The organism is Sphingobium sp. C100 (assembly GCF_000508185.1).
GTDB lineage: Bacteria > Pseudomonadota > Alphaproteobacteria > Sphingomonadales > Sphingomonadaceae > Sphingobium.
The window spans coordinates 70,894-97,054 of record NZ_AYOY01000154.1; the positions used below are offsets into that span (position 1 = coordinate 70,894).

18 protein-coding genes and 1 pseudogene are annotated in these 26,161 nt (G+C 63.4%); 13 read left to right on the forward strand and 6 right to left on the reverse strand.

Annotation, left to right across the window (positions count from 1 at the left end; all coding sequences use genetic code 11):
• The first annotated feature begins 112 nt into the window (after window positions 1–112).
• The 6 genes and pseudogenes from C100_RS38410 to C100_RS38435 form a co-directional block, all read left to right on the forward strand.
• Complete coding sequence (locus tag C100_RS38410; protein ID WP_031309683.1) at window positions 113–1,081, forward strand: cytochrome c oxidase subunit II; 969 nt, start codon at window positions 113–115, stop codon at window positions 1,079–1,081.
• Window positions 1,078–3,600 carry a cbb3-type cytochrome c oxidase subunit I gene (locus C100_RS38415; protein ID WP_024020414.1) on the forward strand — a complete coding sequence of 841 codons (2,523 nt, stop codon included), beginning with the start codon at window positions 1,078–1,080 and terminating at the stop codon, window positions 3,598–3,600. The genes C100_RS38410 and C100_RS38415 overlap by 4 nt, the downstream gene beginning before the upstream one ends.
• Window positions 3,597–3,974, forward strand: coding sequence for a hypothetical protein (locus tag C100_RS38420; RefSeq protein ID WP_024020415.1), 378 nt, complete (start codon window positions 3,597–3,599; stop codon window positions 3,972–3,974). The genes C100_RS38415 and C100_RS38420 overlap by 4 nt, the downstream gene beginning before the upstream one ends.
• Window positions 3,971–4,564: a cytochrome c oxidase assembly protein gene (locus C100_RS38425; RefSeq protein ID WP_024020416.1), complete on the forward strand. Its 594-nt coding sequence runs from the start codon at window positions 3,971–3,973 to the stop codon at window positions 4,562–4,564. The genes C100_RS38420 and C100_RS38425 overlap by 4 nt, the downstream gene beginning before the upstream one ends.
• Entirely contained in the window at window positions 4,561–5,655 is a 1,095-nt protein-coding gene (locus C100_RS38430) for a c-type cytochrome (protein WP_024020417.1), read from the forward strand. The genes C100_RS38425 and C100_RS38430 overlap by 4 nt, the downstream gene beginning before the upstream one ends.
• Before the next feature lie 278 nt (window positions 5,656–5,933).
• Window positions 5,934–7,172, forward strand: a pseudogene (locus tag C100_RS38435) (MFS transporter); the annotation flags it as partial.
• Between the two features lie 68 nt (window positions 7,173–7,240).
• Here C100_RS38435 and C100_RS49380 read toward each other — a convergent pair.
• Genes C100_RS49380 through C100_RS38450 form a run of 3 tightly spaced genes read right to left on the reverse strand, consistent with a single transcriptional unit; the run spans window position 7,241 to window position 11,915 of the window.
• Window positions 7,241–8,233: a nuclease gene (locus C100_RS49380; RefSeq protein ID WP_235219096.1), complete on the reverse strand. Its 993-nt coding sequence runs from the start codon at window positions 8,231–8,233 to the stop codon at window positions 7,241–7,243.
• Between the two features lie 20 nt (window positions 8,234–8,253).
• A complete protein-coding gene (locus tag C100_RS38445) occupies window positions 8,254–9,432 on the reverse strand; it encodes a YdcF family protein (RefSeq protein ID WP_024020421.1) in 1,179 nt (392 codons plus the stop codon).
• On the reverse strand, window positions 9,432–11,915 hold the full coding sequence (locus C100_RS38450) for a TonB-dependent receptor (protein WP_024020422.1): 2,484 nt from the start codon (window positions 11,913–11,915) through the stop codon (window positions 9,432–9,434). Before C100_RS38450 ends, C100_RS38445 begins: the two co-directional genes overlap by 1 nt.
• A gap of 125 nt (window positions 11,916–12,040) precedes the next feature.
• Here C100_RS38450 and C100_RS38455 point away from each other — a divergent pair, with 125 nt between their 5' ends.
• From C100_RS38455 to C100_RS38480, 6 genes are all read left to right on the forward strand, one after another.
• Entirely contained in the window at window positions 12,041–13,153 is a 1,113-nt protein-coding gene (locus C100_RS38455; RefSeq protein WP_024020423.1) for an ROK family transcriptional regulator, read from the forward strand.
• A gap of 140 nt (window positions 13,154–13,293) precedes the next feature.
• Window positions 13,294–14,490, forward strand: a complete 1,197-nt coding sequence (locus tag C100_RS38460; protein ID WP_037530643.1) for a TetR/AcrR family transcriptional regulator — start codon at window positions 13,294–13,296, stop codon at window positions 14,488–14,490.
• Window positions 14,491–14,592: 102 nt separating this feature from the next.
• Window positions 14,593–16,878, forward strand: coding sequence for a TonB-dependent receptor (locus C100_RS38465; RefSeq protein WP_031309687.1), 2,286 nt, complete (start codon window positions 14,593–14,595; stop codon window positions 16,876–16,878).
• A 29-nt stretch (window positions 16,879–16,907) separates the two neighbouring features.
• Window positions 16,908–18,122 (forward strand): Ca2+-dependent phosphoinositide-specific phospholipase C, encoded by a 1,215-nt coding sequence (locus C100_RS38470; protein WP_024020426.1) that lies wholly within the window; start codon window positions 16,908–16,910, stop codon window positions 18,120–18,122.
• A 257-nt stretch (window positions 18,123–18,379) separates the two neighbouring features.
• Window positions 18,380–19,987 carry an inorganic phosphate transporter gene (locus C100_RS38475; protein ID WP_024020427.1) on the forward strand — a complete coding sequence of 536 codons (1,608 nt, stop codon included), beginning with the start codon at window positions 18,380–18,382 and terminating at the stop codon, window positions 19,985–19,987.
• 62 nt (window positions 19,988–20,049) lie between these two features.
• Window positions 20,050–21,012 (forward strand): CorA family divalent cation transporter, encoded by a 963-nt coding sequence (locus C100_RS38480; RefSeq protein ID WP_024020428.1) that lies wholly within the window; start codon window positions 20,050–20,052, stop codon window positions 21,010–21,012.
• Between the two features lie 9 nt (window positions 21,013–21,021).
• Here C100_RS38480 and C100_RS38485 read toward each other — a convergent pair whose 3' ends face one another.
• The 3 genes from C100_RS38485 to cysD form a co-directional block, all read right to left on the reverse strand.
• Window positions 21,022–21,798: a 3'(2'),5'-bisphosphate nucleotidase CysQ gene (locus tag C100_RS38485; RefSeq protein ID WP_024020429.1), complete on the reverse strand. Its 777-nt coding sequence runs from the start codon at window positions 21,796–21,798 to the stop codon at window positions 21,022–21,024.
• A gap of 17 nt (window positions 21,799–21,815) precedes the next feature.
• Window positions 21,816–23,729: a sulfate adenylyltransferase subunit CysN gene (gene cysN, locus C100_RS38490; protein WP_024020430.1), complete on the reverse strand. Its 1,914-nt coding sequence runs from the start codon at window positions 23,727–23,729 to the stop codon at window positions 21,816–21,818.
• Window positions 23,730–23,862: 133 nt separating this feature from the next.
• Window positions 23,863–24,774, reverse strand: a complete 912-nt coding sequence (gene cysD, locus C100_RS38495) for a sulfate adenylyltransferase subunit CysD (protein WP_024020431.1) — start codon at window positions 24,772–24,774, stop codon at window positions 23,863–23,865.
• A 139-nt stretch (window positions 24,775–24,913) separates the two neighbouring features.
• Here cysD and C100_RS38500 point away from each other — a divergent pair, with 139 nt between their 5' ends.
• Entirely contained in the window at window positions 24,914–25,954 is a 1,041-nt protein-coding gene (locus tag C100_RS38500) for a helix-turn-helix transcriptional regulator (RefSeq protein WP_442800320.1), read from the forward strand.
• Window positions 25,955–26,161 lie beyond the last annotated feature (207 nt).

A 26,161-nucleotide genomic window follows, 5' to 3' on the forward strand; every position in this document is an offset into this window, starting at 1 on the left:
AGGCGCCATGATTGTTACGAACTAGCAAACATTGAACCTGAACGCGCTTGACGTGTTGGGACTTTCGGACGCTGCACGGCGGATGCGGCGCGAAAGGGGTGACGCGGGCGCGATGCGCAATCCATGGCTCTGGATGACTATTCTGCTTGGCCTGGGCGCCTGCAATGCGGAACAATCGACATTGCACGTCTTTGGCGCGGAAGCGCGCGAGGTGCGGCGGATGGCGGGCATTTTGGCCACCGGCGCCATCCTCATCGTTGCGATCATGGCGGCACTCTATGTGCGCGCCGTGCGCGCGCCGGAAGGGGCGCTCAGCCATCAAGGCGGTATGCGGCTTGTCCTGTGGCTGGGCGCGATCGGCCCGGCGCTGATCCTGACTGCGCTGCTTCTCTATGCATTGCCCGCAATGCGGCCCCGCACGGCCGGGCCGGACGATCTGGTCGTGCGGGTGGATGGCGAGCAATTCTGGTGGCGGATCGCCTATCGCCCTGCTGGCGCGGGCGGCGAATTACGCTCGGCCAATGAAGTCCGCATTCCGGTGGGTCGTCCAGTGGTGTTCGAGCTGACCGCCCAGGACGTTATCCACAGTTTCTGGATTCCCGGCCTCGCCGGCAAGATGGACATGATACCGGGCCGTATCAATCGCCTGGTGGTGCGTGCCGAGAAACCCGGCCGTTTCCGTGGCGTCTGCGCCGAATTTTGCGGCCTGTCCCATGCGCTGATGGCGTTTGACGTGATCGTGATGGAAGGCCCCGCTTTCGACGCCTGGCTGGACAGGAGCAGAGGCGGCAGCAAGGGCGCAAGGGCGTCTATGGGGGCTGCTCTGTTCGACGCCCAGGGTTGTGGCGGCTGTCATGCCGTTCGCGGCACGCCATATGATGCGACGATCGGCCCCGACCTCAGCCGGTTTGGCGAACGGCGAACGCTGGGTGCCGGCATCCTCCCCCCCACGCTGGATAACATCGCTGCCTTCATCCGCGCGCCACAGGCTGCCAAGCCGGGCGCCCGGATGCCCGCTTATCCGCAATTGAGCGTCGGTCAGGCTCGGGCCATCGCGCTCTATCTCAAGGGGCTGCAATGAGCCTGCACGATCAGGACGACCCCGCGCTGCGCGCCGCGCAGGAGGAGAGGTTGCGCGCCGTCTGGGCGCCGCCCAAGGGGTTGTTCCTGCGCTGGACCGACACGAACAATAACCGTGTCGGCGTGTGGTATGTGCTGACGGCGTTCGGCTTCATGCTGTTTGCCGGCGTGCTGGCCCTCATCATGCGCACCCAGCTGGCGGTCCCCGACAATGACCTGGTCGGTGCCGGGACTTTCAACCAGCTTTTCACGCTGCACGGGTCGATGATGATGTTCCTCTTCGCCGTGCCGATGTTCGAAGCGGTATCGATCATCCTGCTGCCCCAGTTGCTGGGCGCGCGCGACCTGCCTTTCCCGCGTCTGTCGGCCTTTGGCTACTGGTCTTTCCTGATCGGCGGCCTGTTCGTCAGCGGTTCGATCTTCTTCAACGCGGCGCCGGACGGCGGCTGGTTCATGTATCCACCGCTCACCACCCGCACCGACCTGTCTGGCCTGGGCGCCGACATATGGATGCTGGGCCTGTCCTTCATCGAGGTGTCGTCGGTCGCCGCCGCGGTCGAACTGATCGTTGGCGTGCTCAAATGCCGGCCGCCGGGGATGCGGCTCAACCTCATGCCGCTCTACGCCTGGTATATCCTGGTCGTCGCGGTGATGATCCTCTTCGCCTTCCCGCCACTGATCGCGGGCGACATCCTGTTCGAGATGGAAAGGCTGCTCGGCTGGCCCTTCTTTGACGCGAACCGGGGCGGCGACCCGCTATTGTGGCAGCATCTCTTCTGGATCTTCGGCCATCCGGAAGTCTACATCATCTTCCTGCCCTCGATCGCGCTCTTCGCGATGCTGGTGCCCACTTTCGCGCAGCGTCATCTGCTGGGCTATCCCTGGATCGTGCTGGCGGCCGTGGGCACCGCATTCCTGTCCTTTGGCCTGTGGGTCCACCACATGTTCACCACCGGGCTGCCGAAGATCAGCCTGGCGTTCTTCTCGGCAGCGTCCGAGGCGGTGGTGATCCCGACCGGGGTCCAGATTTTCGTCTTTCTCGCCACCCTGTGGGCAGGGCGCGTCACCTGGTCGACGCCATTGCTCTTTGCGACCGGCAGCCTGGCGATTTTCGTGATTGGCGGTCTTACCGGTGTGATGGTCGCCGTGGCGCCGTTCGACTGGCAGGCGCATGACAGCTATTTCATCGTCGCTCATCTCCACTACGTCCTGATTGGCGGGACGCTGATGCCGCTCTTTGCGGGCCTTTATTATTACTGGCCGCTGGTGACGGGCAAGAAATTGTCCGACCGGTTCGGCCGCACGGCCTTCTGGATGCTGTTCGTCGGCGCGAACCTCACCTTCTTTCCGATGCATCTCTCCGGCCTGATGGGGATGCCGCGGCGCGTCTTCACCTATCCCGCCGAACTCGGCCTTGGCGGCCTCAACCTGGCTTCCACCCTTGGCGCTTGGCTGTTCGCAGCGGGCGTTGCGGTCATCTGTATGGACATTTGCCTTTCGCCCCGCCGTGCGAAGGCGCCGCGCAACCCCTGGAATGCCGGAACGCTGGAATGGCTCGCCCATCCCGATGATGAGGATTGGGGGATCAGGTCGGTGCCGCTGATCGAGAGCCGCTATCCCATATGGGACCAGCCCGATTTCATGAAGAAGGTCGATGAAGGCCGGTTCTTCCTGCCCGATGCGGAAGAAGGGCGGCGCGAGACGATCGTCACCACGGTGCTCGATGCCCGGCCGCTGGCGGTGATCCGGCTCGCCACACCCAGCGTCAAACCCATGCTGACCGCGATCGCGCTCGGCGGCGTGTTCATCCTCACCACCTATCATCTTTTCTGGGCCGCGCTTGTCTGCGGCGTCGCAACGCTCGTCTGCGCCCTGTGGTGGCTCTGGACCGGAACGGCGGAAATCCCGGAAAAGCCCTGCAAACCGATCGGCCACGGTTTGGAACTGCCGCTTTATCTGTCAGGGCCGGCCGCGCCGGGTTGGTGGGCGATGTTCATCACCATGATGGCCGATGCCACCGCCTTTTCCGGCCTGGTCTTTGGCTATTTCTTCTTCTGGACGCGCCATGCCGACTTCCCGCCACAGGCTATGGCGGACGGTCCGGGCGTGGCCTGGCCGATGGTGGCGCTGGCCGTGGGCGTGTCGGGCTGGCTGCTGACGCTTGGCGCGCGGGAGGTCCATGCCCGTGGGCGCGTGATGATGGCGCGCTCGCTGCTATGCCTTGCTATTCTGCTCAGTCTCGCCGGGATCGGGGCGGGACTGGCCGGTCCCTGGACCAGCGACATGGACCCGCAGGCGCACAGCTATCCCGCGATCGTCTGGACGCTTGCAATCTGGGCCAGCGCCCATGCCGGCGTGGGCGCGATCATGCAGGGCTATGCGCTGGCGCGCAGCTTCGCAGGCCGGATGGACCCGACCCATGACGCGGACCTGCGCAATGTCACGCTCTACATGCATTTCCATGCCCTGACCGCCATCGTCACCTATGCCACCATCGGCCTTTTCCCGGAGGTGGCATGAGCGAGCGGCGTAAATGGCATGAAGGGCTCAGGGTCACGCTCTGGACGTTAATCGTTCCGCCCGCCATCTGGGCCGGGCATTTCCTCCTGTCCTATCTCTGGGCTGCGATCTCCTGTGCGAAGGCGGGCCGGTTCGCGACCTTTCCGACGCTGTTCGTGATCGGCACGGCGCTGGCGCTGACGCTGATCGCCCTGTCGGGCTGGGTCGCCTGGGTGAAGGCGCGGATGCCCGGCGATCCGCCGCCGCACGAGGAATCCAACGAGATTGACCGCCTGCGTTTCCTTGCCAAGTCGACGCTGTTGCTTGCCGGGTTGAGCTTCGTTGGCGTGCTCTTCACCGCGCTACCAGTCGTCTTCCTGCGGGATTGCCTGTGAAGCGGGCCGCCCTTGCAGCCGGGACGGCATTGCTGCCCGTCGGATGGGCACTGGCGGCCGCACCGCTGGGCATGATCGGCCATATGGCGGGGCATATGATGGCGGTGGCGATCGTCGCGCCGATATTTGCCTATGCTTTGTCGGAAAGTCATGCGGACCCAGCGCGAAACTGGCCCCGAATCGTGACGCCAATGGCGATGATGCTGGTCGAGCTGGCAGTCATATGGCTGTGGCATCTGCCGGTGTTGCGCGCAGCAGCACAATCGTCTTTCCCGCTTCTCATGGTCGAGCAGGCCTGTTTCCTGATCGCCGGCCTGCTGCTCTGGTCGGCGGTGTTCCATGCGCCGCAGCGTGCGGCGGGGATCGGTGCGCTGCTCCTCACCTCGATGCACATGACCCTGCTCGGTGTCCTCATCGGTCTGGCGCCGCGGCCGCTCTATCCCGGCGCGCATCATGCGCCAGCGGGCATGGATCCTTTGATCGACCAGCAATTGGGGGGCGTCATCATGTTGCTCGTGGGCGCGGCAAGCTATTTTATCGGCGGCCTCGCTTTGCTGGGCAGTCTCCTTCGCCAGCGGCATATATCATGACCATCCGCATCACCTGGATGCGCGCGCTGGTCGCGCTGGTCGGGATCGGCGTTGCCGGCGTGCTTTTCGCCTGGTCGGGGGCCATGCAGATTTCGGCATCGTCGGGTCATTGGCGTATCACGGACTGGCTTCTCCATTGGGTCATGCGCAATTCCGTAGGAACCTACTCTCTGTTCCAGGCACCGGATGATCCGCGCGACGACTCAGGCTTGGTGAGTGCGGCCGGCCATTTCCGTCAGGCCTGCCAGGTCTGCCACGGTGCGCCTGGCGTCCGCCCGTCGCCGGTCATGCAGCACGCCACCCCGCCGGCGCCCGACCTTGCCCGTACCTTCGGCGAATGGCGCGACCGCGAATTATACTGGATCATCCGGCATGGCGTGAAGTTTACCGGTATGCCGGCCTGGGCCGCGTCCGACCGGCCGGACGAAGTGCGGCGGATGACCGCCTTTGTCCGTCGTCTGCCCGCTATGTCGCCGGAGGAATATCGGGCACTGACCGAGGTGGCTGACAGCAGGTCCGTGCCTGGCATCGCGCCAGCGACACTGGCCGCCTGCACGGGATGCCATGGCCGTGACGGGCGGGGCCGCGGCCAGTCCGATATTCCGGTACTGGCTGGTCAGAAGCCTGCCTATCTGCTGGCAAGTCTGCGTCGCTATGCTTCGGGTGAACGGTCGAGCGCCGTGATGCAGACCGCCGTCGCATCGCTCGACGCGGCAGAGATGGAAAAGCTGGCGCGGCATTTTGCCGCCATGCCAGGGTTGCAGGGCGATGGTGCGTTGGCGTCCCTGCCAAGCGAGCGGGACAAGAATGGCCAACCCTTGCCAGCCTGCGCAGCCTGCCACGCCCCTGGCAAGGCAGGGCCGATCCTGACGGGGCAGAAGGCAAGCTATGTCGCGGCGCGCTTGCGCGGTTGGCAGCATAGCCCCGAAATCGTAGATGCCCGCCAATCGCCCGCGACCATGGCCATGATCGCACGTCGCATACCTGCTGCCCGCATCAACGCGTTGGCAACCCTTGTGACCAATGGCGGGCCGCAAAGCGCGGCTGGCTTGCGGAGCAAGAGCGCCGAGCCCTCGGAGAAAGGAAAGTAGCGACGCAACGGCGTTGCAAGCCCATCGGCATGAGTCGCATCTGTTCGAGATCGGCCGGTATGTCCAGGTAACGTCCGTTGGGAGATGACGACCGGGACATTCAGCTGCCACGGATGGGACGCGCCCATGTCGCAAAATTGAAAGATTGCGCTTCTAAGCGTCAGCCACATATTGTGCCGAGACCGTGCGTAGCCGGGCTTCAGGGCCGCCTCCTGCTCTCCGATTGACTCCAGCATATACGAGATACCCGCTTGGTCGACATATCAGCCGAAAGTCGGATGCTGGCTTATTCCTCCGGCAATTTCGGCAAGGCGCTGGTCTTTGCGGGCGCCGACCTGACCATCCTGTTTCTCCTGACCGATGTCATGAGTTTGTCGGCCACAACTGCGGGTCTGCTGATGCTGGTTGCGCTGTGCGGCGACCTGGTCTTCGATCTGGCCGCGGCGCGGCTGGTCATCCGCCTGCGCCGGGGCGGCAAGGGCTATCGATGGCTGGTGGCGGCTGCGGCGACGCCCTGCGCCATTGCCTTTGCCTTGCTCTACGCGATGCCGGCCTTGCGCGCGCATCAACTATGGATGCTGGCTGCCGCCCTGCTGGTATTCCGGGGCGCCTATGCGGTCGTCGATGTGCCTCACAACGCATTGATGGCGCAGGTGACGAGCGATAGTCGGGCGCGGGGGCGGGTGTCTGGTTACAGGTTGCTTTTCAGCACGGCCGCCGCGCTCGCGCTCGCCGTCATTCTAACCCCTTTGGTGCAGCGGGCAGGGCAAGCCGAGGCCTTTGGCGAGTTGGCGCTTACCGGGATTATCGCCGCCGCTCTGTTCACTCTGACCATGGTCCTGTGCGCCTGGGCGTCCAGCGATGGCGGGCGAGGGCGGCAAACAGGTGCGCTTGGGCGGGACGGGATTTCCGTGCCACTGCGCGATCCCATGGTGGTGGCCATGGGCTTGCTCGCCCTGCTGACGGGTTTTGCGGCGCCTGCCTTTGGCCGGATGCTGCTCTATGTGGGCAGCTATGTCGTGCATCGGCCGGACCTCGTCCGCACATTGCTGTTGGCGCTGACGGCGGGGCAATTTGCCGGTGTCATCGTCTGGACGGTGATGACGGCACGTTTCAGCAAAAGCGCCCTGCTCGCCATGGGTCATGGCGTGAGCGTGGTTGGCTTCGCCCTCTTCGCCTGCTGCCTGTCCTGGCCATGGGCGCTGGCGGGCTGCGCCGCGCTGATCGGCTTTGGCCTTGCCAGCGTGTTCATGCTGCCCTGGGGACTGCTCGCCGACGCGGTCGATGTCGTCGAATGGCGGCATGGCCGGCGTTTCGAGACGGGGCTGTTCGCTTTCTACCTGGTCGTGGTGAAGGCGAGCGGCGCTGCTTCGACCGCTTTGATCGGCTGGACGCTCGGCTGGCTGGGCTATGTTCCAGGCAAGGCGCAGGCGGTCGCGGTCCAGGTCGGCATGTTGAGCCTTGGCATCGGCGTCCCCCTGGCGGGGGGCTTGTGCGCAATTCTGCTCATGCGGCGTTTCGACCTGGACCATGCCCGACATGCGCGCTTGCTCGCCGCGCTGGGACGGCGGCGCGCTTTCTTCGATCAGTCCGGGGCGGAGCCTGTTTCCGGATTGAAACGCGGATTGCTGAAATCGAGGGGGGAAGGCTCGACCTTGACCGGCAGCTCGGCGCTTTCGGCCCAGGCTCGGCACAGCATGTCGCGGAACATCGACGCGGCCGCGGTCGTGCGCTCATAAATCAGGGCGCGGACATTCTTGTCGGCAAAATTGGAAAAGCCGTCGCGCTGTTCGAGCTGATAGACGGTCTCCATCTTGTCGCCGGCTTCGTCCAGATAGGCGAGCACCGCGTCGAACATGTCGCCGCTGCGATGTCCCGGCGCGCCGATGCGGGGGGTGATGTCCGCTGCCGTCAGGCCCATGCCATCGACGAAGCGGCTTTCGAACCGCCCATGGATGCTGCGATCGCGCGTATAGCCCTTGGGATTGTTGCCCAGCCAGCCATCGGAATTGACCGAATCATGCAATGGCTGCGCGCCATCGCCGATATAATGGCCCAGGCGAATGGCCTGGAAGGCGCAATGCTGCTCGGGCACCGACGCATCTCCGCCTTCGGCCTGCGCCTTACGGACATAGCGCATACATACGACCAGCCGATCATAGGCCTCGATCGCGGCATAGGGCAGGGTGCCGGTCCAGCGGATGTTGGTCCGCGCGGCGATCTGCGGATCGCTGTCCTTGATCTGCTCATAATGTTTGTAGAGCGCGAGGACGAATTCGTAGCGTGAACGCGGGATCGGTTTCACGAATGTGAATTGCTCGCGAAACCAGCCATGATTGGGGTCTTCCTCAATCTTCGAGAAATTCTCCGATGCTCCGCGCCAGCTGTCGGGCAGCGAGGCGGAGGCGGCGACATAATCGATATATTGGCGGAAAAAGACCGGGCCATCATCGGGAATGGCCTCGATCGCGGCGCGGTCGATCGCCGCATGGGCGGTCCCGCCCCAGGCCAGAGCCGTCGCCGGCTGGAGCATGAGGGCGCAGATGGCGGCAAGAGCGGCTAGAGGCGGGGAACGCATGGATTGGCTCCTTGGCTGGATCAGGGGTCGAGAGGATCGCGCGGATCGACGCGGTTCGACATGGGGGAGGGGCGGAACAGCAATTCCGTGGGAGACAGGCGGGCGCCCACCACGCCGGGCTGGTAACCCAACTCGTCGGCATTGCGCCTCACAAAGTCCGCGCTCTCGATCATCGCGCTCTGGCCTGGATTGCAGACGATCAGCGCGTCCCTGTCCAGTGGCGCCCCCATCATCAGCAGCAGGCGTGCGGCGTTGCGCAAATTGGTCGTGGTGTGTCGGGCATAAGGCTCGATGACGATCGCCTCGGCAGGCACGCCAAAACGGTCGATCAGCGCCTTGCGCATCTGTTCGGCTTCGGCGAAGGGCGTGGCGCGCGGATGCGCCCGGCCGCCGGTGATGACGATGAATGGCGCTTCGCCGCGCGCAAAACGCTCAGCGGCCAGCCGCACATGATATTTGCCGAAGGGGCTCACCGCCATGCCGTCCACTTCGGGGCCGACCCCAGTGACGATGAGGGCGGTGTAGCGATAGCTGTTCCAGTCGATCGACTTTGCCCGGCGCATCGCGGGCGCATTGGCACCGCCATTGCGAGGTTCATAACCGATCGCGTCGGTGCGGTCGCTCACGTCCAGCAGCGCCAGCGCATAATCGATGCTGGGGTCGAGCGCTTGCGCCGATCCCTCCCGTGGCATTTGCGCCAGCCACTGGGCCGCTTGCAGTCGCGCCTGCCGCTCGCGCGGCTCGATCGCGCCGGCGCCGTCAATATCGGGATAAGCGGGGACGCCGCCCAGGCCATAGCTGCGCAGGATGATGTTGACGCCCGCGACTTCCCGCCCGACTTGCGCGGAAAGCCCATCGTCCGGTGCGGCAAGGTCGGTCAGCGATGCCGCCGCGTGGCTCAACGTTGCTGCTTCAGCGGGCGTCCAGAGCAAGGCGTTGGCGGTGCACAGCGGGTCGTCCGCGCAGGCCGTCCGCCGCGTCAGCCGGACGTCAAGCATGGGCGCCACGGCCGGATCGTCTTTCAACTTGGAGAGGGTAGCATGATTGCGCCCCACCGCGTCGAACAGCGGGAAGAGACGTTGCGACAGTCGTTCGGTTACCGCGTCGCGAGCCGCCCCGGCATGAGCCGGGGCAACCGCGAGCGCAACCGCCGCCATCGTCACGATAAGGGTCGCCATGTGACCGGGGCGGCGGGCCATCACCAGGACTTGCTGATGACGAGGCGGAAGTTGCGACCGAAGATCGGGCGGCCGTAAATGGCTTCCGAACTGCCCTGACCAGCGAGCGAGTCGGTCCGGGTATTGCCTTCGGTCAAACCATGGGCGTTGAACAGATTGTCGCCGACGACCTGAAGCTGCCAACTGCCACGCCGCGCCGTAACGCCCGCGCCGATCGTGCCATAGGAGGGCAGGGCGGTGTTGTTGTAAAGATCGACATAGCGCTTGCCCATATAAGTGTAGCGACCATAGACGGAGAAGTCGGTGTCTGCCGCCTGGAAGTCGAAGCTCGGGCGGATATTGCCGTAGATTTTGGGCTGGCGGACAATCTGATTGCCTTCGGCCTGTTCCGGGTCGGCGCCGGTCGTGCTTTCGAAATTCTTATATTTGGGATCGCTGATGGTGAGTGCGCCGTTGAGCGTGAACCAGGGCGTTACCGCCAGGCTGCCATCGAATTCGACACCCTTGACCTGCGCCTCGCCGATGAAGGGCACGTTGACGTCGTTGCGGCCCGTGGTGGGATCATAGGCCAGGAAGGATGCGTTCAGGGGATCGAAATTGGTGTAGAAGCCGGTAATGTAGAGATAGGAGCGGCCGAAAGCCAGCTTCAGCCCCGCCTCATATTGATCGGCGACGGTGGTGATGATGGTCGGATTTATGCTCATCACCGTCTGGACGTTGGGCGGTGTTTCCAAATGCGACGCGCGGCCATAGACGCCGATATTGCGGCTGAAGTCGTAATTGGCGCCGATCGTCCAGTTGGTGACGTTGGGCTTGCGCTTCTGGTTGATGATGACGCCGGTGAAGGCGCGGGTGGTGTCGTCGGCGAGCGTCGTGGGGTCGCCCAGATTGGCTTGTTCGGTCAGCGCCGCCCAGCCCTTGTAGCTGTAGCGTTCATGACGGATGCCGCCATCGATGCGCAGGCCCGGCACGACCTCCCAGGTGTCGTTGGCGTAGAGCGCGAACATCTTCGCATCGCTGTCGCCCTGGTTGAGTGTTGCGGCATGGTTAAGCACGCCATTGTCTGTCACGCGGCCGATCTCCGCGCCGCTCGCGTCATAAGCGACCAGGTCGAGCGTTTGCGGCTGCCCTGCCACTTCGATCAGATAATTTTGATAGAGGGTGCGGCTGTCCTCGCCATAGAGGCTGCCATAGAGGCCCAGCTTGATATCGTGGCTGCCGATGCCGGTTTCGAACTTGCGCGCGACCGAAAAATTGGCCTGGGCGGAATAGAATTTGGAATGGATGTCGCGATACTGGCCCTGCATGACCAGGCCCGACTTGGCATAAGGGTCATAGGCGGTGTTGGTGCCGGCCAGCACATAGGCGAAGCTGTCGACCGCGCCGAAAGCGGCCGTCGCGCGGGTCAGATAGCCGGCCGCGAAGCTGTCGGCATCGGCCGGGTTGGTGGTTGAGTAGAAAGCGGTGAAATCGAGCTTGCCCTGGGTATAGCCGGCCTTTGCCGACACCAGCCAGCCGTTAAAATCGCCCTCATATTGCGCCCCGACATTCACCATCTGCATGTGGCGGCCATCGGACAGGTCGCTGTTGCGGCTCTGGATCTGGCCATTGCCGTCGCGATACTTCAGATTGACGTTGCGGAAGGCGGGCGAGTTCATCGTGCCTTCGAAATAGTCGATATAGCGATCGAGCGACTTGCTGGGATCGCGCGGATCCGCCGTCGGGATCGGCAGGTAGAAAACATTGTGGTCGTTGACGTAATTGAGGCTCAGCTTGATGAACCCATTGTCGGTATCATGCTTGATGTTCGCGCGGATCTGGCCGCCCTTGTCATTGGGGAAGCCGTTGTCGCGATAGCCGTCATGATAGCGCATGAAGCCGCCGATGGCGTAAAAGGTATCGTCGTTGATCGGCCCGGCCTGATAGGCGTCCAGACGGTAAAGGCCGGTGTCGCCCAGCGTCACCTGCGCCTTGCCGCGTGGATCGTCGCTGCCGGTCGCGGTAATCGCGTTGATGATCGCACCTGCATAGCTGGCATAGACCGCCGCCGGACCGCCGCGCACGACTTCGACGCGGTCGGTCATCAGGTCCTGCTTCAGGATCGCGTCGCCGCGAAAGAAAACGCCGTCATTCTCATGGAACAGCGGCAGGCCGTCCTGCTGGAAGCTTACAAACCCGCCGTCATTGGGCAGGCCGCGGATGCGGTAGATATTCTGCACCTCGCCGCCGGTGATTTCCGTCTGAAAACCAGGCAGTTGGCCGATCAGGTCAGCGAAATTGACAGGTGCGATCTTTTCCACATCCTGTTGCGAGATGGTGTTGATCGCATAGGACACGTCGAAACGGCGCTGGGCGCGGGTGGAACCGGTGACGATGATGTCGTTCGGCCCATCGGCCGCATCAGCGGCCGGGGCCGCTTCCGCGGTCTGCGCAAAGGCAGGCGCGGCAAAGGTCGAACAAAGCGCCGCGAATGCGGTGCCGGTGGCAAGCAAGGTCTTGAGCATTGGAAGTCCCCTCTGGCTGGTCGGGGCGCCTCTGGTCGTCCAGTATGACGTTTTTAATTATTGTTGTGAAAATAAATAATAGCCGATAGGCGAATGAGCCAGGGCGAGCTTGCCGGGGTGGCAGAATGTATTTTCCGATATTGGACAAGGATCAGCGGCGCATCCTGCAGATGTTGCGCCGATCGGGGCCATTGTCGCGGTCGGCCTTGGCGGTGGCGCTGGAGATCAGCGCAACCGCCCTGACCCGCCTGTCGCGCGATCTTTTGGCGCTGGGGGTCATCGAGGAGCTGCCGGATGCCGAAACCCATGGGCGGGGGCGGCCCGCCGTTCCGTTACGCCTGGCCGCCGGCGGCGGCTATGCAGTTGGAGCGACGGCGCATAAGGGTCTGCTCGACATTGCGCTGGTCGATTTCACCGGCGCGACGATCGCAACTCATCATGAGGCGACGGAACCGATCGACCCGAAGGCTTTCGCCCGCAAGGTGCGCCAACTGACCCATATGCTCGTGGATCGCCACGGTCTGCTGGGGCGACGAATGCTGGGAATCGGCATCGCCGTGCCAGGCCCTTCGCTATCGGCGGCGGATGACAGGTGGAGCGTCGTCGATGTTCTGCCCAATTGGCGCAACGCGCCGTTGCGGGAGATATTTTCCGCCGAGATGGGTTGGCCATTGTGGATCGACAATGATGCCAATGCCGCGGCGATCGCCGAATATTATCTCGACGGGTTGATGCGCGACTTTTCCACCCTGGTCGTGCTGCTTTTGGGTTTCGGCATCGGCGCAGGTGTCATAACGGATGGCCGGCTGGTTCGGGGACAATATGGGGTGGCGGGTGAAATCGGCTGCCTGTTTCCCGGCCATCTGCCCCGTCCCAGCCCCTTGGACCTTCTGGCGACGCTCAGGGCGAACGGATGCGATCTTTCGTCCCTGGCGGAGATCGACTTTGCCGACGCCGCTCAAGCACCGACGATCGCGCGGTGGCTCGACCGCGCTGCGCAGCAACTTGAAACCGTGTGCAATACCGCTTTCGCCTGGCTCGACCCCGGCGCGATCATGTTGGCCGGCACCTTGCCACCCGTCATTCTGCAAGGTCTGGCGGATCGTCTGCGTAGCGCGGAACTGGTCACGACCGTCTGCCAGCGTCGTCCGCCAGTGCAGATATCAGGCCTGCGCGGGTCGCCCATCACCCTTGGCGCCGCCCTGCTGCCGATCCATGCGCTGTCGGCGGAAATGTAGATTATGCTTCGACCGCTTGGTCGGGCGTAGCCTGACAGATAGGACCGCCCGCCCGCTGCCGGGCTAAAGATCGCCCCGACCTCATGGTCGCAGGCGGTAGCGCGCTGGACTGTAGCCGCCGGCGCGATATGCATGGGCGCATGACGACACCGACCCAGCGTTCCGCCATCCGTCAGATACAGGCCAATGCGACGATCATCGACGCCGCCCGTACCGTCATCGCCGCACGCGGACTGGCTGGCATGAGTCTGCGCACGGTCGCCGAGCAGGCCGAGATGTCGGTCGGATCGATCAGCTATCGCATTGGCGACCGCGCGGCGCTGATGGCGGCGGTGGTGGAGCGGGAAATAGAATTGCTCGGCCAGGTTAGCGAGGATTTCAAGGGGCGCGTCCGTAACGTGAAGCCGCTTTCGACGGACATGCTGCCCGACCTGGTCGGCGCTTGGCTGGACCAGATGGCGGCAGAGGGGCGGGTGTCCGCCATCGTCACGTGCGAATTGGCGCTGTTGGCCAGCCGGACACCCGACATTCTGCCGTCGGTGCCGCTGCTGCTCGACGCGGCGGAAGTCATGTGGCGGGAAATGTTGCGCGGCCATCCGGATGGCGAGCGGCTGGCCTGGGCCATCGCGAGCTATTGCATGGACGAGCGGCCCTTTACGGTCGCCCTGTGCGATATTCTCGATTATCGCCTGCTGCGGCAATCGACCATTCGCGGTCTGTTGCGGGATGCGGGCGCGGCAGTCGATCCGGGCTGGAGCCGCTGGCATATGAGCCTGGTCGACCGCCTCGCCATTCCGTCCGCCGATGCGTTGGATTCGGCCGATATTGTGCCGCAGGGCGTGAAGGCGGACCTGGCGGATCATATTGCCGACCTTATCGTGGCCGATGGCGTCGATGGCCTGTCCCACCGGGCCGTCGCGCAGCGTTCGGGCATGGCGGCGTCCAGTATCGCGCATCATTTTCCTACGCACCGGGACATCGTCTTCAGCGGGGTCGAGGCCATTTATCGAAGGATGCGCGCGGAAATCCGCACATCCTATGGCACGGCGCCGGGCAGTGGCGCGGTCGCCCGCCTGACTCATGAATGCGCGTTGCTCGCAACCAGAAACCCGGCTTTCCTTCCTTTTGCGACCGATATGCGACGTCGACGCGCGGAAAATGTCCACACCCACATCGCGGAATGGATCGGTATCCCCGTCGATTCGGATCGCGCCCGGATTCAGGCGGTGATCGTGGCGCTGATCGGCCACGGCGTGGCCGCCATGGCCAAGGGCGGATTGACCGAGCCGCTCCCTCAATTGGTGCGACTAATCGCTGATGTCGAACATATGTCTTAATTATACCAATAAGATGATTTTATATTCGAACATTCGTCTTAAAACGGTAAAGTTCAATATCTAGTGCGCCGCCCAACGGTTCGATGGGACGGAGTGAAGAATATGTTGGGGTTCAAGGCAAAGCGCGGTTTCTATCTGCTTTCGACAATATTGATGGGTGGCGCCCTCCCGCTGGGCGTGGGAGCGGCTCATGCGGAAGAAGCGGCCGCGCCCGCCGACGCGCTGCCGGAGATCGTCGTGACCGCCGAGCGTCGCAGCGAAAGCAGCCAGAAGGTTCCGCTGGCGATCCAGTCGGTCGATGGAGCGGCCATTGCCAACAGCGGCTATACGGCGGTCACCGATCTTCAATATATGATGCCGGGCGTGCAATATGACCCGACGCAGGGCGCGGCCTTTCAGATCCGCGGCGTCGGCAGCACTTCCTTCGACTTTTCCAATGCCAAGTCGGTCAGCGTCGTGGTCGATGACGTGGTGATGGACGGCCAGCGCGCAAACGGCCTGACCGGCATGGTCGATATCGAGCGCGTCGACGTGCTGATGGGGCCGCAGGGCACTTTGTTCGGCAAAAACGCGACATCAGGCGTGATCGCTGTCTCGACCGGTACGCCGAAGATTGGCGAGACCACGTTGCGGGCGTCTGCCAGCCTTGGCCAGCACGACGAACGCATCCTGAACGCCACCGCCAATATTCCGCTGGGGTCGATGGCGGCGTTGCGCGTGTCGGGTTTCGACCAAGCGTTCGACGGTTTCGGCCGCAACGTGACGCTTAACCGCCTTGTCGGGTCGCAGCATGAATATGGCGGCCGCGCCCGGCTGCTGGTCGAACCGACCGACAATTTCAGCATGATCCTGTCCGGCGACTATGCCTATCACTGGGATAGCAGCGTCCGCACGCCCGTTTCGGGGCAGTCGGCGGAACTCACGGAAATTTTGAACAATCTGGGCGTCCATCCCGGACCCCGAAGCGCGGATACGGCGGATTCCTCCTTTGGCGAGATCACGACCGAGGAATGGGGCACTTCGCTGCGCCTCAACGCCAAGCTGGGCGATCATGACCTGACGTCGATCACCGCCTATCGCATCACCCGCTATGTGAACTCGACGCCGGCGAACCTCGCTCCGACCGATCAATATGCCTTCATCCCCTTCAACATCGGCGATCTCGACACCGACAAGGTCAGCCAGGAAATCCATCTGGCCTCGCCCACCGGCGGTTTTGTCGAATATCTCGTCGGCGGCTTCTACAACAAGTTGCACGCCCGCCAGACCCAGTTGCAATGGGCGACGCTGGGCGCGCCGCTCTATGATGCCGACGGGACGCCGCGCCAGACGCTCTATGCGCTGACCGGCGCGACCGGCGTCGATGCCAACGCCTCGCTGTTCGATGCGAATAATGAGACGATCGCCGCCTTCGGCCAGGTGAAGTTCAATTTCACGCCGCAATTCAGCCTCTCGCTGGGCGGCCGTTACACCCATGACAATGTGTCGCAGAGCCTGGACTTCATCACCATCGATCCGGTTCCGGTCGCGGGCTATTCGCCGACCTTCGTGGGATCGAGCGCCGCGCCGGCGGTCGATTTCGGGCGAGTGAAGGGCGACAATTTCTCCTATCGCATCGCCCCCCAATGGCAGGTCAGCGATAATGTGATGCTCTACGCGACCTATTCGACGGGCTACAAGCCGGCCGGCATCGCCTTTGTCGGCAATAAATATGCGCCCTATCGCGACGAGACGGTGAAGGCCTGGGAAGCGGGGATCAAGTCGGAGTGGTTCGGCCGTCGCCTGCGGTTCAACCTCGACGTCTTCCGGTCGGACTTCAAGGATTTCCAGGCGACCATCCTGACCAAGATTCCCGACGGCGCGGGCGGCCTGCTCGACGCGACGGTGATCGGCAATGCAGGCGGCCTGCGCACGCAGGGCGTGGAAGGCAATGTCGCGGTGCAGCCGATAAGGGGCCTGACCCTGTCGGGCGCGCTATCCTACACCGACGCCAAATTCACCGATTATGTCTATAATGCGACCACTGACTATACCGGATCGCGCCTCACCAACTCGCCGGAATGGGCGGGCACGGCCTCGATCGACTATGAAACGGAACTAGGATCGGGCCTGGGCCTGCGCGCCCATGCCGACTATGCCTATCGCAGCGAATATTGGACGGTGGTGGGCCAGCCCGATTATTCGAATGTGCCCGGCTATGGCCTGGTCAACGGCCGTATCGCCTTCACCTTGCCCAGCAAGACGGTCGAGGTCGGCGTTTACGCCCGCAACGTTTTCGACACCTATTTCTCGACCGGATGGCAGCAATATGGGGCGCTTGGTCTGCTCCATTATACCTCGCCCAATGCGCGCCGCACTGTCGGTGGCTTCGTCAACGTGAATTTCTAATCTCTCCATAGCCTTCGGGAACATACACCATGAAAAAGATGATTGCCGGCGGCATGGCCGCCGTTGCGCTCGCTTCGGGCGCGGCTTGGGGAGCGATGGGCGGCGCGGCGCAGGATGATGCGCTGCCCATCAACCAGATCCAGGTCGTGGGCACGCATAACAGCTATGCTCTGCCTGCCGATCCCCGTGTCATGGCGCTGATGGCGCCGCGCCTGTCCGCGCTGATGGAGAAGATGGGCGGCGCGATGACGCCGGCCCAACGCGCCGCGATGGAGGATGAACATCCCGGCGGTCTCACTGACATGGCCAAGGCGCTCGACTATGTGCAGATGCCGCTTCAGGCGCAATTGCGCAGCGGGGTGCGCAGCATCGAGATCGACTTGCAGCCCGATCCCAAGGGCGGCGCCTATGCCGATCCGCTGCCCTATCGCGAACTGCGCGCGCGGGGCGCAACCGATCTGGCGCCCATCTATCGCGACGAACTGGCAAAGCCGGGCCTCAAGGTGTTTCATGTCGCCGATCTCGACTTTCGCAGCCAATGTCCCAGCTTTCGATCCTGCCTGACGCTGTTGCGCCAATGGTCGGATGCCGAGCCTGACCACAGCCCGGTTTTCGTCCTGCTGGAGCCCAAGCTCAGCGGGCTCGAGCGTGCCATTCCGGGCGCCACGGCCGTGCCGCCTTTCGACAAGGCGGCGTTTGACGAGGTGGACGACAGCATTCGCAGCATCCTGGGCCGGGACAAGGTTTTCACGCCCGACGATCTGCGCGGCGACATGCCCACGCTCGAAGCCGCAGCGCTCGCCCGGCGCTGGCCGACGGTGAAGGCGGCGCGCGGCAAGTTCGTCTTTCTCTTCCTGGTGCCGGGCATGAACCTGGCGGCATTTGGTCCCTATCTGGATGGCCGTCCCTCGCTGCAAGCACGCATGGCGTTCGTGCAGGGGAAGCCCGGCATGGCGCATACCGCCTTTCTGCTGCTCGACAACGCCCTTAGCCATCGGGCCGCAATCCGTGATGCAGTGAAGAAGGGCTATATCGTGCGCGCGCGGGCCGATATCGACACGATCGACGCGCGCAACGACGATCCCCGCCGTCGAGAGGCCGCACTGGCGAGTGGCGCGCAGGTGGTGTCGACCGATTATCTGTCGGCTCCCAACATCTACGCCAATGGCTATCATCTGGCGCCTTTTGCCGGTGGCTGGCGCTGTAATCCGGTGATTGGCCGTTGCGCCTCGAAGGGTCGCTGAGCATCGCGCTCGATCTCGCTCACGGCTCGCCGCGACGGGATTGGCTGGAACAGTCGGGTCCAGGGGAGCCTTTCGCAAGGGATTCCTCTGGGAGCGGCCAGGGTGGCGCGCAGGGGGGAGGGCAACGTCTGCTTCGATATAGGGCCGCTGGAACAGGTGAAGCTCGGGACGAACTGACCCTTTGCAACCTTTCTGTCATTGTCGCGACCTAGCAAGAATTTGGTCATATTTTTGCCCGAGCGAAGGGGACGATTCGAATGAGTGCAACGATCGCCATGGACGGCGGCGCCGGCAGGCCTGATCTTGACAAGGGGCTGGGCGTAGTCGGCACGATCGGTTTCGCCGCAGCGATCGTCGTCGCGCTGCTCTATGTCGCATACAGCATCTATGCCGACGCCAGCTCGGCGGGAGTGCAGGCGACCACTTACCTGCCCTTCATCCTGCTGTTCGTGGCGCTGCTGATTGCGCTGGGCTTCGAATTTGTAAACGGTTTCCACGATACGGCCAACGCCGTCGCGACCGTCATCTATACCAATGCCATGCCGGCCAATGTCGCGGTCGTCTGGTCGGGCTTCTTCAATTTCCTGGGCGTGCTTTTGTCGACGGGGGCGGTCGCCTTTGGCATCGTATCGCTGCTGCCGGTGGAACTCATCCTGCAAGTGGGGTCGAGCGCGGGCTTCGCCATGGTGTTCGCGCTGTTGATCGCAGCAATATTGTGGAACCTCGCCACCTGGTGGCTGGGCATTCCGTCGTCCAGCTCGCACACGTTGATCGGCTCGATCATCGGCGTGGGCGTCGCCAATGCGATGATGCACGGCAAGAGCGGCACGGCCGGCGTTGACTGGAGCAAGGCGACCGAAATCGGTCAGGCGCTGCTCTTTTCGCCGCTGGTCGGCTTCGGCATGGCGGCCCTGCTGTTCATCGCGATGAAGATCCTGATCCGCAAGGAGGAGCTGTATCGCGAGCCAAAAGATGGTGTGCCGCCGCCGCCGTGGATTCGCGCCCTGCTGATCTTCACCTGCACAGGCGTCAGCTTCGCCCATGGCTCCAATGACGGGCAGAAAGGCATGGGTCTCATCATGCTGATCCTGATCGGCACGGTGCCGACCGCTTATGCCCTGAACCGCGCCGTGCCGGAGCGGTACACGATCGAATTCCACCAGAATTCGAGCGCCGCGGCCGCTGCGCTTGGTGTGACGCCGGAGGTTGACGCTACGGCGGCGCAGGGGCGCAAGGAAATCACGCGCTATATCGCGGACAAGTCACTGACGGGCGCGACGGTGCCGGCGTTGGCGGTGCTCATCCGCGACGTCGATCAACAGGTGTCGGAATATGGATCGCTGGCAAAGGTGCCGGCGGCTGCCGTCAGCAACATGCGCAATGACATGTATCTCGCCGCCGAAGCGATCAAGCGGCTGGGCAAGGACGAAGACGCCCATCTGTCCGAAGCACAAAACGCCACGCTGGCGACCTATCGGGGGTCGCTTGATGCGGGGACGCGCTTCATTCCGACATGGGTCAAGGTCGCCGTCGCTTTCGCGCTGGGCCTGGGTACGATGGTGGGCTGGAAACGGATCGTCGTGACGGTAGGGGAAAAGATCGGCAAGTCACACCTCACCTATGCACAAGGCGCGGCCGCAGAACTGGTCGCCATGGGCACCATTATGGGTGCGGATCATCTGGGCCTGCCCGTATCGACCACCCATGTTCTGTCGTCCGGCGTTGCCGGCACCATGGCGGCGAACCGATCCGGTCTGCAAATGAACACCATCCGCAATTTGGCGATCGCTTGGGTTCTGACCCTGCCGGCCTCGATAGCCTTGTCCGGGCTGCTCTACTTGCTCTTTTCCCAGGTCATCGGCTGAAGGAGCGGCATACGACACCGGATCGCGACTCTCTGTTCCACGTTCCCATGCCTGTCCAGGGCATGGGACCAGGCCTCATCTGGGGGCTGGACTTCTCGGCCGACGGGGGCGCAACATCTGTTGCGCGATGCGATGCGGAGCGGGCGGGGCCGTTCCGCTGGCTTCATCTCAACCTTGCCGACTATGGCACACGGCAATGGATCACCGGGTCCGATGCCCTCTCGCCCCAGATCAAGGAGTTGCTTTTGTCGCCCGACACGCATCAGCGCGCGCTGGTGGACGGGAATAGTGTCGGCTGCGTCCTGCATGATTTCGAACGCGATTTCGATGTCGCCGATACCGATCGGGTGGGCGCGCTGCGAATCGCGTTGACCCCAAGCCTGATGCTGACGACACGGCTGCATCCGCTACGGTCGGCCGATATCGCTCGCAGCCGGCTGGAACGCGATGGCGGCGTCAATGGTCCGGCGCAGGCGCTGGACCTGCTGGTGGGCGCCATCACGACGAACATTGCCGACATCGCCCGCGCGCTCAGTCACGACGTGCAGACGGCGGAGGACGCCTTTCTGGACGGCCACCATGCGCCCGAACCGCGCGATCTGCTTCGTATCCGCCGGAGGCTGGGCCAGATTCATCGGCTGCTGACCGATATGCGCGGGGTATTCCAGCGGCTGGAGCAGGATGAGGAATTGCCCGCCAGATTGCTTCCCACCGTCGAGAAACTGGCGCAGCGATTGCAGTCGATCGACGGCGACATATTGAGCGTCCAGGGCCAGTTGCGGCTGCTGCGAGACGAGGTCGATATTCAGGCGGCGCAGCGCACCAACCAGAATCTCTACATCCTCTCTATCATCACCGCCCTGATGCTGCCCGCGACGCTTGTGACCGGCCTGTTCGGGATGAATACAGGTGGCCTGCCGCTCACACAGGGTCCGCACGGCACATTGGTCGCGACGATGACTGCGGCCGGCGCGGCGGGCGTCACCTATTGGCTGCTGCGCTGGATGGGCTTCATGCGGCGTTAGGGCCAGTCCTTATTCTGGCGCATTCGCGCCTTCGCTCGCCAACTCGGCGATCAGACCCAATATTTTTTCGGCATGTTCCTTGCGGCAGATGAGAAGGTCCGGGAGGTAGACATTGGCTTGATTATAGCGAAGCGGGCCGCCGTCGATGCGGCTGGCGTGCAGGCCATGGGCGATGGCGACGGCGGCGGGCGCCATGCTGTCCCATTCATATTGGCCGCCACTATGCAGATAGATGTCGGCCTGACCCAGGATCACGGCCATCGCCTTCGCTCCGGCCGAGCCCATCGGCACCAGTTCGGCGTCCAGAGTCTGGGCGACCGCTACTGCTTCGGCGGCGGGGCGGGTGCGGCTGACGACCATCCGCAAGCGTTCCGGCGCGGACGGCAGCGGACGGGGCTGGTCCGACCGCAGCACAGTGCCGCTACCGGTCCCGGTGAGGTCCAGTCCCGGCAGCGCGACCGCGCCAATCGCAGGCTGGCCATCGATCGCCATGCCGACATGGACTGCCCAGTCCGAGCGGGCTTCACCATATTCGCGCGTGCCATCGACCGGATCGACGATCCACACCCGGCTCTTGTCGAGCCGGATCGGGTTATCCTTCTCCTCTTCGGACAGCAACCCGTCTTCAGGACGCGTTTCGCGCAGGGCATGGCACAGGAACTGGTTGGCGGTCTGATCGCCAGCCTTGCCCAGCGCCTTGGGACTGAACAGGCCCGACGAGCGAACCTCCGTCAGGATGCGGCCCGCCACCTCCGCGAGATGAGCGGCCAGATCGGCGTCGCTCATCGTTGCTCCTCCCGCGCTCATGGAATCAGCCTCGCGACGATGGCGTCGGCCGCTTCCTCGGCGGTCATTGCGGTCGTGTCGATGCGCATCTCGGGATCGTGCGGTGGCTCGTAAGGGCTGTCGATGCCGGTGAAATTCTTGAGCTGGCCGGCCCTTGCCTTCTTGTAGAGTCCCTTGACATCACGCGCTTCCGCATCGGCCAACGGCGTATCGATATGCACCTCAAAAAATTCCCCCGGCTGCATCATCTGCCGCACCATATCGCGTTCGGAGCGGAAAGGTGAAATGAAGGCGGTGATGACGATCAGACCGGCATCGGTCATGAGCTTGGCGACCTCGCCCACGCGACGGATATTTTCCACGCGGTCGGCGTCGGTAAAGCCCAGATCCCTGTTCAGGCCATGGCGCACATTGTCGCCATCGAGCAGGAAGGTGTGGCGGTTCATTCGCGCCAGCTTCTTCTCGACCAGATTAGCGATGGTCGATTTGCCTGCGCCCGACAGACCGGTGAACCACAGGACCGCCGGCTTCTGGTTCTTCAGGCCAGCATGGAATTCGCGGGATATGTCGGTTGCCTGCCAATGGACATTCTGTGCGCGGCGTAACGAGAAGTGCAGCATCCCCGCCGCGACGGTGGCGTTGCTGATCTTGTCGATCAGGATGAAGCCGCCCAGCGTGCGGTTGTCCGCATAGGGTTCGAACACGATCTGCTTGTCGGTAGACAGGTTGGCGACGCCGATGGCGTTGAGTTCCAGCGTCTTTGCCGCCAGATGCTCCATCGTGTTGACATTGACCTGATATTTGGGCTGCTGGATCGTGGCGGTCACGGTCTGCGTCCCGATTTTGAGCCAGTAAGAGCGGCCCGGCAGCATCTCGTCATCGGCCATCCAGACGATGGTCGCCTCGAACTGGTCGGCCGCCTGGGGCGGATTGTCGGCCAGAGCGATCACGTCGCCGCGCGAACAGTCGATTTCATCGGCGAAGCAGAGCGTCACCGACTGGCCGGCCACCGCCTGCTCCAGGTCGCCGTCGAGCGTGACGATCCGGGTGACGCTGCTGGTCTTACCCGAAGGCAGCACGCGGACCGCGTCGCCCGGCTTCACCGTGCCGGTCGCGATCAGGCCGGAAAACCCCCGGAAATCGAGGTTCGGGCGGTTGACCCACTGGACCGGCATACGGAAAGGCTTTTCCGCGTCGGTCGCGCTGTTGACCTCTACCGTTTCCAAATGCTCGATCAGCGCCGGTCCCTTGTACCAGGGGGTGTTGGCTGAAGAAGCGGTGATATTGTCACCCTTGAACCCGGAGATCGGCATGGCCGTGAATGCCTTGATGCCGATGCTGTTCGCGAACTCGGTATAATCCTTGACGATCGCGTCATAGACCGTCTGGTCATAATCGACGAGGTCCATCTTGTTGATGGCCAGCACGATGTTGCTGATGCCGATCAGATGCGCCAGGTAGCTGTGGCGACGGGTCTGCGTCAGCACGCCCTTGCGCGCATCGATCAGGATGACCGCCAGGTCCGCCGTCGATGCGCCGGTCACCATGTTGCGGGTATATTGTTCATGACCGGGTGTGTCGGCGACAATGAACTTGCGCTTTTCGGTGGCGAAGAAGCGATAGGCGACATCGATGGTGATGCCCTGCTCGCGCTCGGCGGCCAGGCCGTCCACCAGAAGCGCGAAGTCGATCTCCTGCCCCTGTGTGCCGACCTTCTTGCTGTCGGCTTCCAGCGCGGCGAGCTGATCCTCGAAGATCATCTTGCTGTCGTAGAGCAGGCGGCCGATCAGCGTGGACTTGCCGTCATCGACGCTGCCGCAAGTGATGAAGCGCAGCATCGTCTTATGCTCATGCACCTTCAGATATGCGTCGATATCCTGCGCAATGAGGGCGTCGGTCTTGTAGATGGGTTCGTCGAGAATGTCGGTCATGTCATCTGTCCCGTCATGCCAGCGAAAGCCGGCATCTCGTTGATCTGGGGGAGGAGTTCGGCCCGGAGGCACGAGACCCCAGCCTGCGCTGGGGCTGACGCTTCGTCACCCGCTGCGCGGATGACGTGGCGCGTCAGAAATACCCCTCCTGCTTTTTCTTCTCCATGCCCGCGCCGCCGGCATCCTTGTCGATGGCGCGGCCCTGGCGCTCCGATGTGGTGGTGAGCAGGGTTTCCTGGATCACCTCCGGCAGCGTCTTCGCCTCGCTCTCCACCGCCCCGGTCAGCGGATAGCAGCCCAGCGTGCGGAAGCGGATCGAGCGCATCACCGGCTCTTCGCCGGGTTGCAGCGGGAAGCGATCGTCATCGACCATCAGCAACATGCCGTCCCGTTCCACCGTCGGGCGCGGCGCCGCGAAATAGAGCGGCACGATCGGCACGTCGTTCAGGTGGATATATTGCCAGATGTCCAGCTCGGTCCAATTGCTGATCGGGAAGATCCGGATGCTCTCCCCCTTGTTCTTGCGGGCGTTGTAGAGGTTCCACAATTCGGGCCGCTGGTTCTTCGGGTCCCAGCCATGGCTTGCCGTGCGGAACGAGAAGATGCGTTCCTTCGCCCGGCTTTTTTCCTCGTCGCGCCGCGCACCGCCAAAGGCCGCGTCGAAACCGTAAAGGTTGAGCGCCTGCTTCAGCCCTTCCGTCTTCCACATATCGGTGTGCAGCGGACCATGGTCGAACGGGTTGATGCCGCGTTCCTGCGCCTCAGGATTTTGATAGACCAGCAGTTCCATGCCGCTCTCGCGCGCCATCCGGTCGCGCAGTTCGTACATCGCCTGGAATTTCCAGGTCGTGTCGACATGAAGGAGCGGGAAGGGCGGCGGCGAGGGATAGAAAGCCTTGCGCGCCAGATGCAGCATCACGGCGCTGTCCTTGCCGACGGAATAGAGCATGACCGGCTTTTCCGCCTCCGACACCACTTCGCGCAGGATGTGGATGCTCTCGGCTTCGAGTCGCTCCAAATGGGTCAGGGTCTTGGAATCTAACATGGTCTCTCCAGGGCATGGGCCATGTTGCTCTGTCATATTAGCGAAGGATGTTGACCTCCCATATGGGAGCATGTCAAAAATCCTTATGCGCATGGTGAACACGGGCGAGTCCGACCTCTTGGCAGCCCTCTATGAAGGCATGTTCGAACAGCCGTTGTGGCACCGCTTTCTCGAGATGCTGCGGAGCGCAACCGGCGCTTCCTATGCAGCGCTGTTCTTCCGGCCGCCGGAAGGCCCCATCGTCCAGCTCTTCGCCGGCCGGGAACTGCCTCAGCATCTCCAGCAGCGATTGTTCGAACGCTATGGCGACGACCCGCTGCCGCACCGCCGGATGCGCGAAGGGCGGGTCTATGCCCTGCCCGAACTGATGGACCCGAATGATGCGATCCAGCGCTCCTTTGTCGATGAGGTGCTGGTGCCCGGTGGCATGGGCTATCTACGCAGCGTGCGGCTGACGGAGGCTGGCGGCACGGACGCCTGGCTGACGATCGTCAATGATCGCGACTTCAGCGCCGCGACAGGCTCGCTGCTCAGCCGGATCACGCGGCATGTTCGGATCGCGCTGCATAATTTCGTGGCGTTGGAGCGGGAACGGATGCGCTCGTCCATTTCCTCCGAGATGATGGGGCGGTTGAATTTCGGCTGGCTCACCATCGATTCGCGCTGCCGCATCGTCGATCAGTCACCCAATGTCGACGAAATCTTCCGCCGCACCAGCCTGCTCCGCCACGGCCGCTATGATCGCCTGACCTTCGCTTCCGCCTCGGTCGATCGGGACGTGGCCGCACTGATCAAGGCCTTCGCCTGCGATGCGGAAAGCAGGCCGCGCGCCTTTCGTCTGAGCCAAGACCCCTGGATGGACATTTTCGTGACGCCGGTTCACGACCGGCACGCCTCGCCAGGCTCGAACGCCGCGGCGATCGTCTATCTGAGCGGCGATCGCTGGTCGCGCGACGACCGATGCGATCAGTTGACCGACCTGTTTGGTCTGCTGCCAAGCGAAGCGCGCCTCGCATGGGCGATCGCGCAGGGTCGATCCATCGCCGAAGCAGCCAGGGAGTTGGGCATCACGATCGAGACTGCGCGCAACTATTCGAAGAAAATTTATTCGAAGACTGGAGCGGGGGGGCAGGCGGATCTTGTCCGCATCATCTTCACCAGTGTGCTGGCGATCATCTGAAGGCCGGCCGTCGCGCTCTGGGCCGGAACCGGTTATAGGCGCGCCATGATGGAAAATTTGCCCTATCGCCGGATCGGCATTGTCGGAACCGGGCGGGTAGCGCGCGCCCTTGGCCTCGCATTGGCCAGCCATACGGAGGGGCCGGTAGCATTTTGGGGCCGGGATCGGGCCAGGGCGCAGGCTGCCGCCGCAACGGCCGGCGGCGCC

Coding starts and splice junctions, on each gene's coding strand:
- C100_RS38410 (WP_031309683.1), top strand. CDS start 113: ATGCGCAATCCATGGCTCTGGATGACTATTCTGCTTGGCCTGGGCGCC.
- C100_RS38415 (WP_024020414.1), top strand. CDS start 1,078: ATGAGCCTGCACGATCAGGACGACCCCGCGCTGCGCGCCGCGCAGGAG.
- C100_RS38420 (WP_024020415.1), top strand. CDS start 3,597: ATGAGCGAGCGGCGTAAATGGCATGAAGGGCTCAGGGTCACGCTCTGG.
- C100_RS38430 (WP_024020417.1), top strand. CDS start 4,561: ATGACCATCCGCATCACCTGGATGCGCGCGCTGGTCGCGCTGGTCGGG.
- C100_RS49380 (WP_235219096.1), bottom strand. CDS start 8,233: ATGCGTTCCCCGCCTCTAGCCGCTCTTGCCGCCATCTGCGCCCTCATG.
- C100_RS38445 (WP_024020421.1), bottom strand. CDS start 9,432: ATGGCCCGCCGCCCCGGTCACATGGCGACCCTTATCGTGACGATGGCG.
- C100_RS38450 (WP_024020422.1), bottom strand. CDS start 11,915: ATGCTCAAGACCTTGCTTGCCACCGGCACCGCATTCGCGGCGCTTTGT.
- C100_RS38455 (WP_024020423.1), top strand. CDS start 12,041: ATGTATTTTCCGATATTGGACAAGGATCAGCGGCGCATCCTGCAGATG.
- C100_RS38460 (WP_037530643.1), top strand. CDS start 13,294: ATGACGACACCGACCCAGCGTTCCGCCATCCGTCAGATACAGGCCAAT.
- C100_RS38465 (WP_031309687.1), top strand. CDS start 14,593: ATGTTGGGGTTCAAGGCAAAGCGCGGTTTCTATCTGCTTTCGACAATA.
- C100_RS38470 (WP_024020426.1), top strand. CDS start 16,908: ATGAAAAAGATGATTGCCGGCGGCATGGCCGCCGTTGCGCTCGCTTCG.
- C100_RS38475 (WP_024020427.1), top strand. CDS start 18,380: ATGAGTGCAACGATCGCCATGGACGGCGGCGCCGGCAGGCCTGATCTT.
- C100_RS38480 (WP_024020428.1), top strand. CDS start 20,050: ATGGGACCAGGCCTCATCTGGGGGCTGGACTTCTCGGCCGACGGGGGC.
- C100_RS38485 (WP_024020429.1), bottom strand. CDS start 21,798: ATGAGCGACGCCGATCTGGCCGCTCATCTCGCGGAGGTGGCGGGCCGC.
- cysN (WP_024020430.1), bottom strand. CDS start 23,729: ATGACCGACATTCTCGACGAACCCATCTACAAGACCGACGCCCTCATT.
- cysD (WP_024020431.1), bottom strand. CDS start 24,774: ATGTTAGATTCCAAGACCCTGACCCATTTGGAGCGACTCGAAGCCGAG.
- C100_RS38500 (WP_442800320.1), top strand. CDS start 24,914: ATGTTCGAACAGCCGTTGTGGCACCGCTTTCTCGAGATGCTGCGGAGC.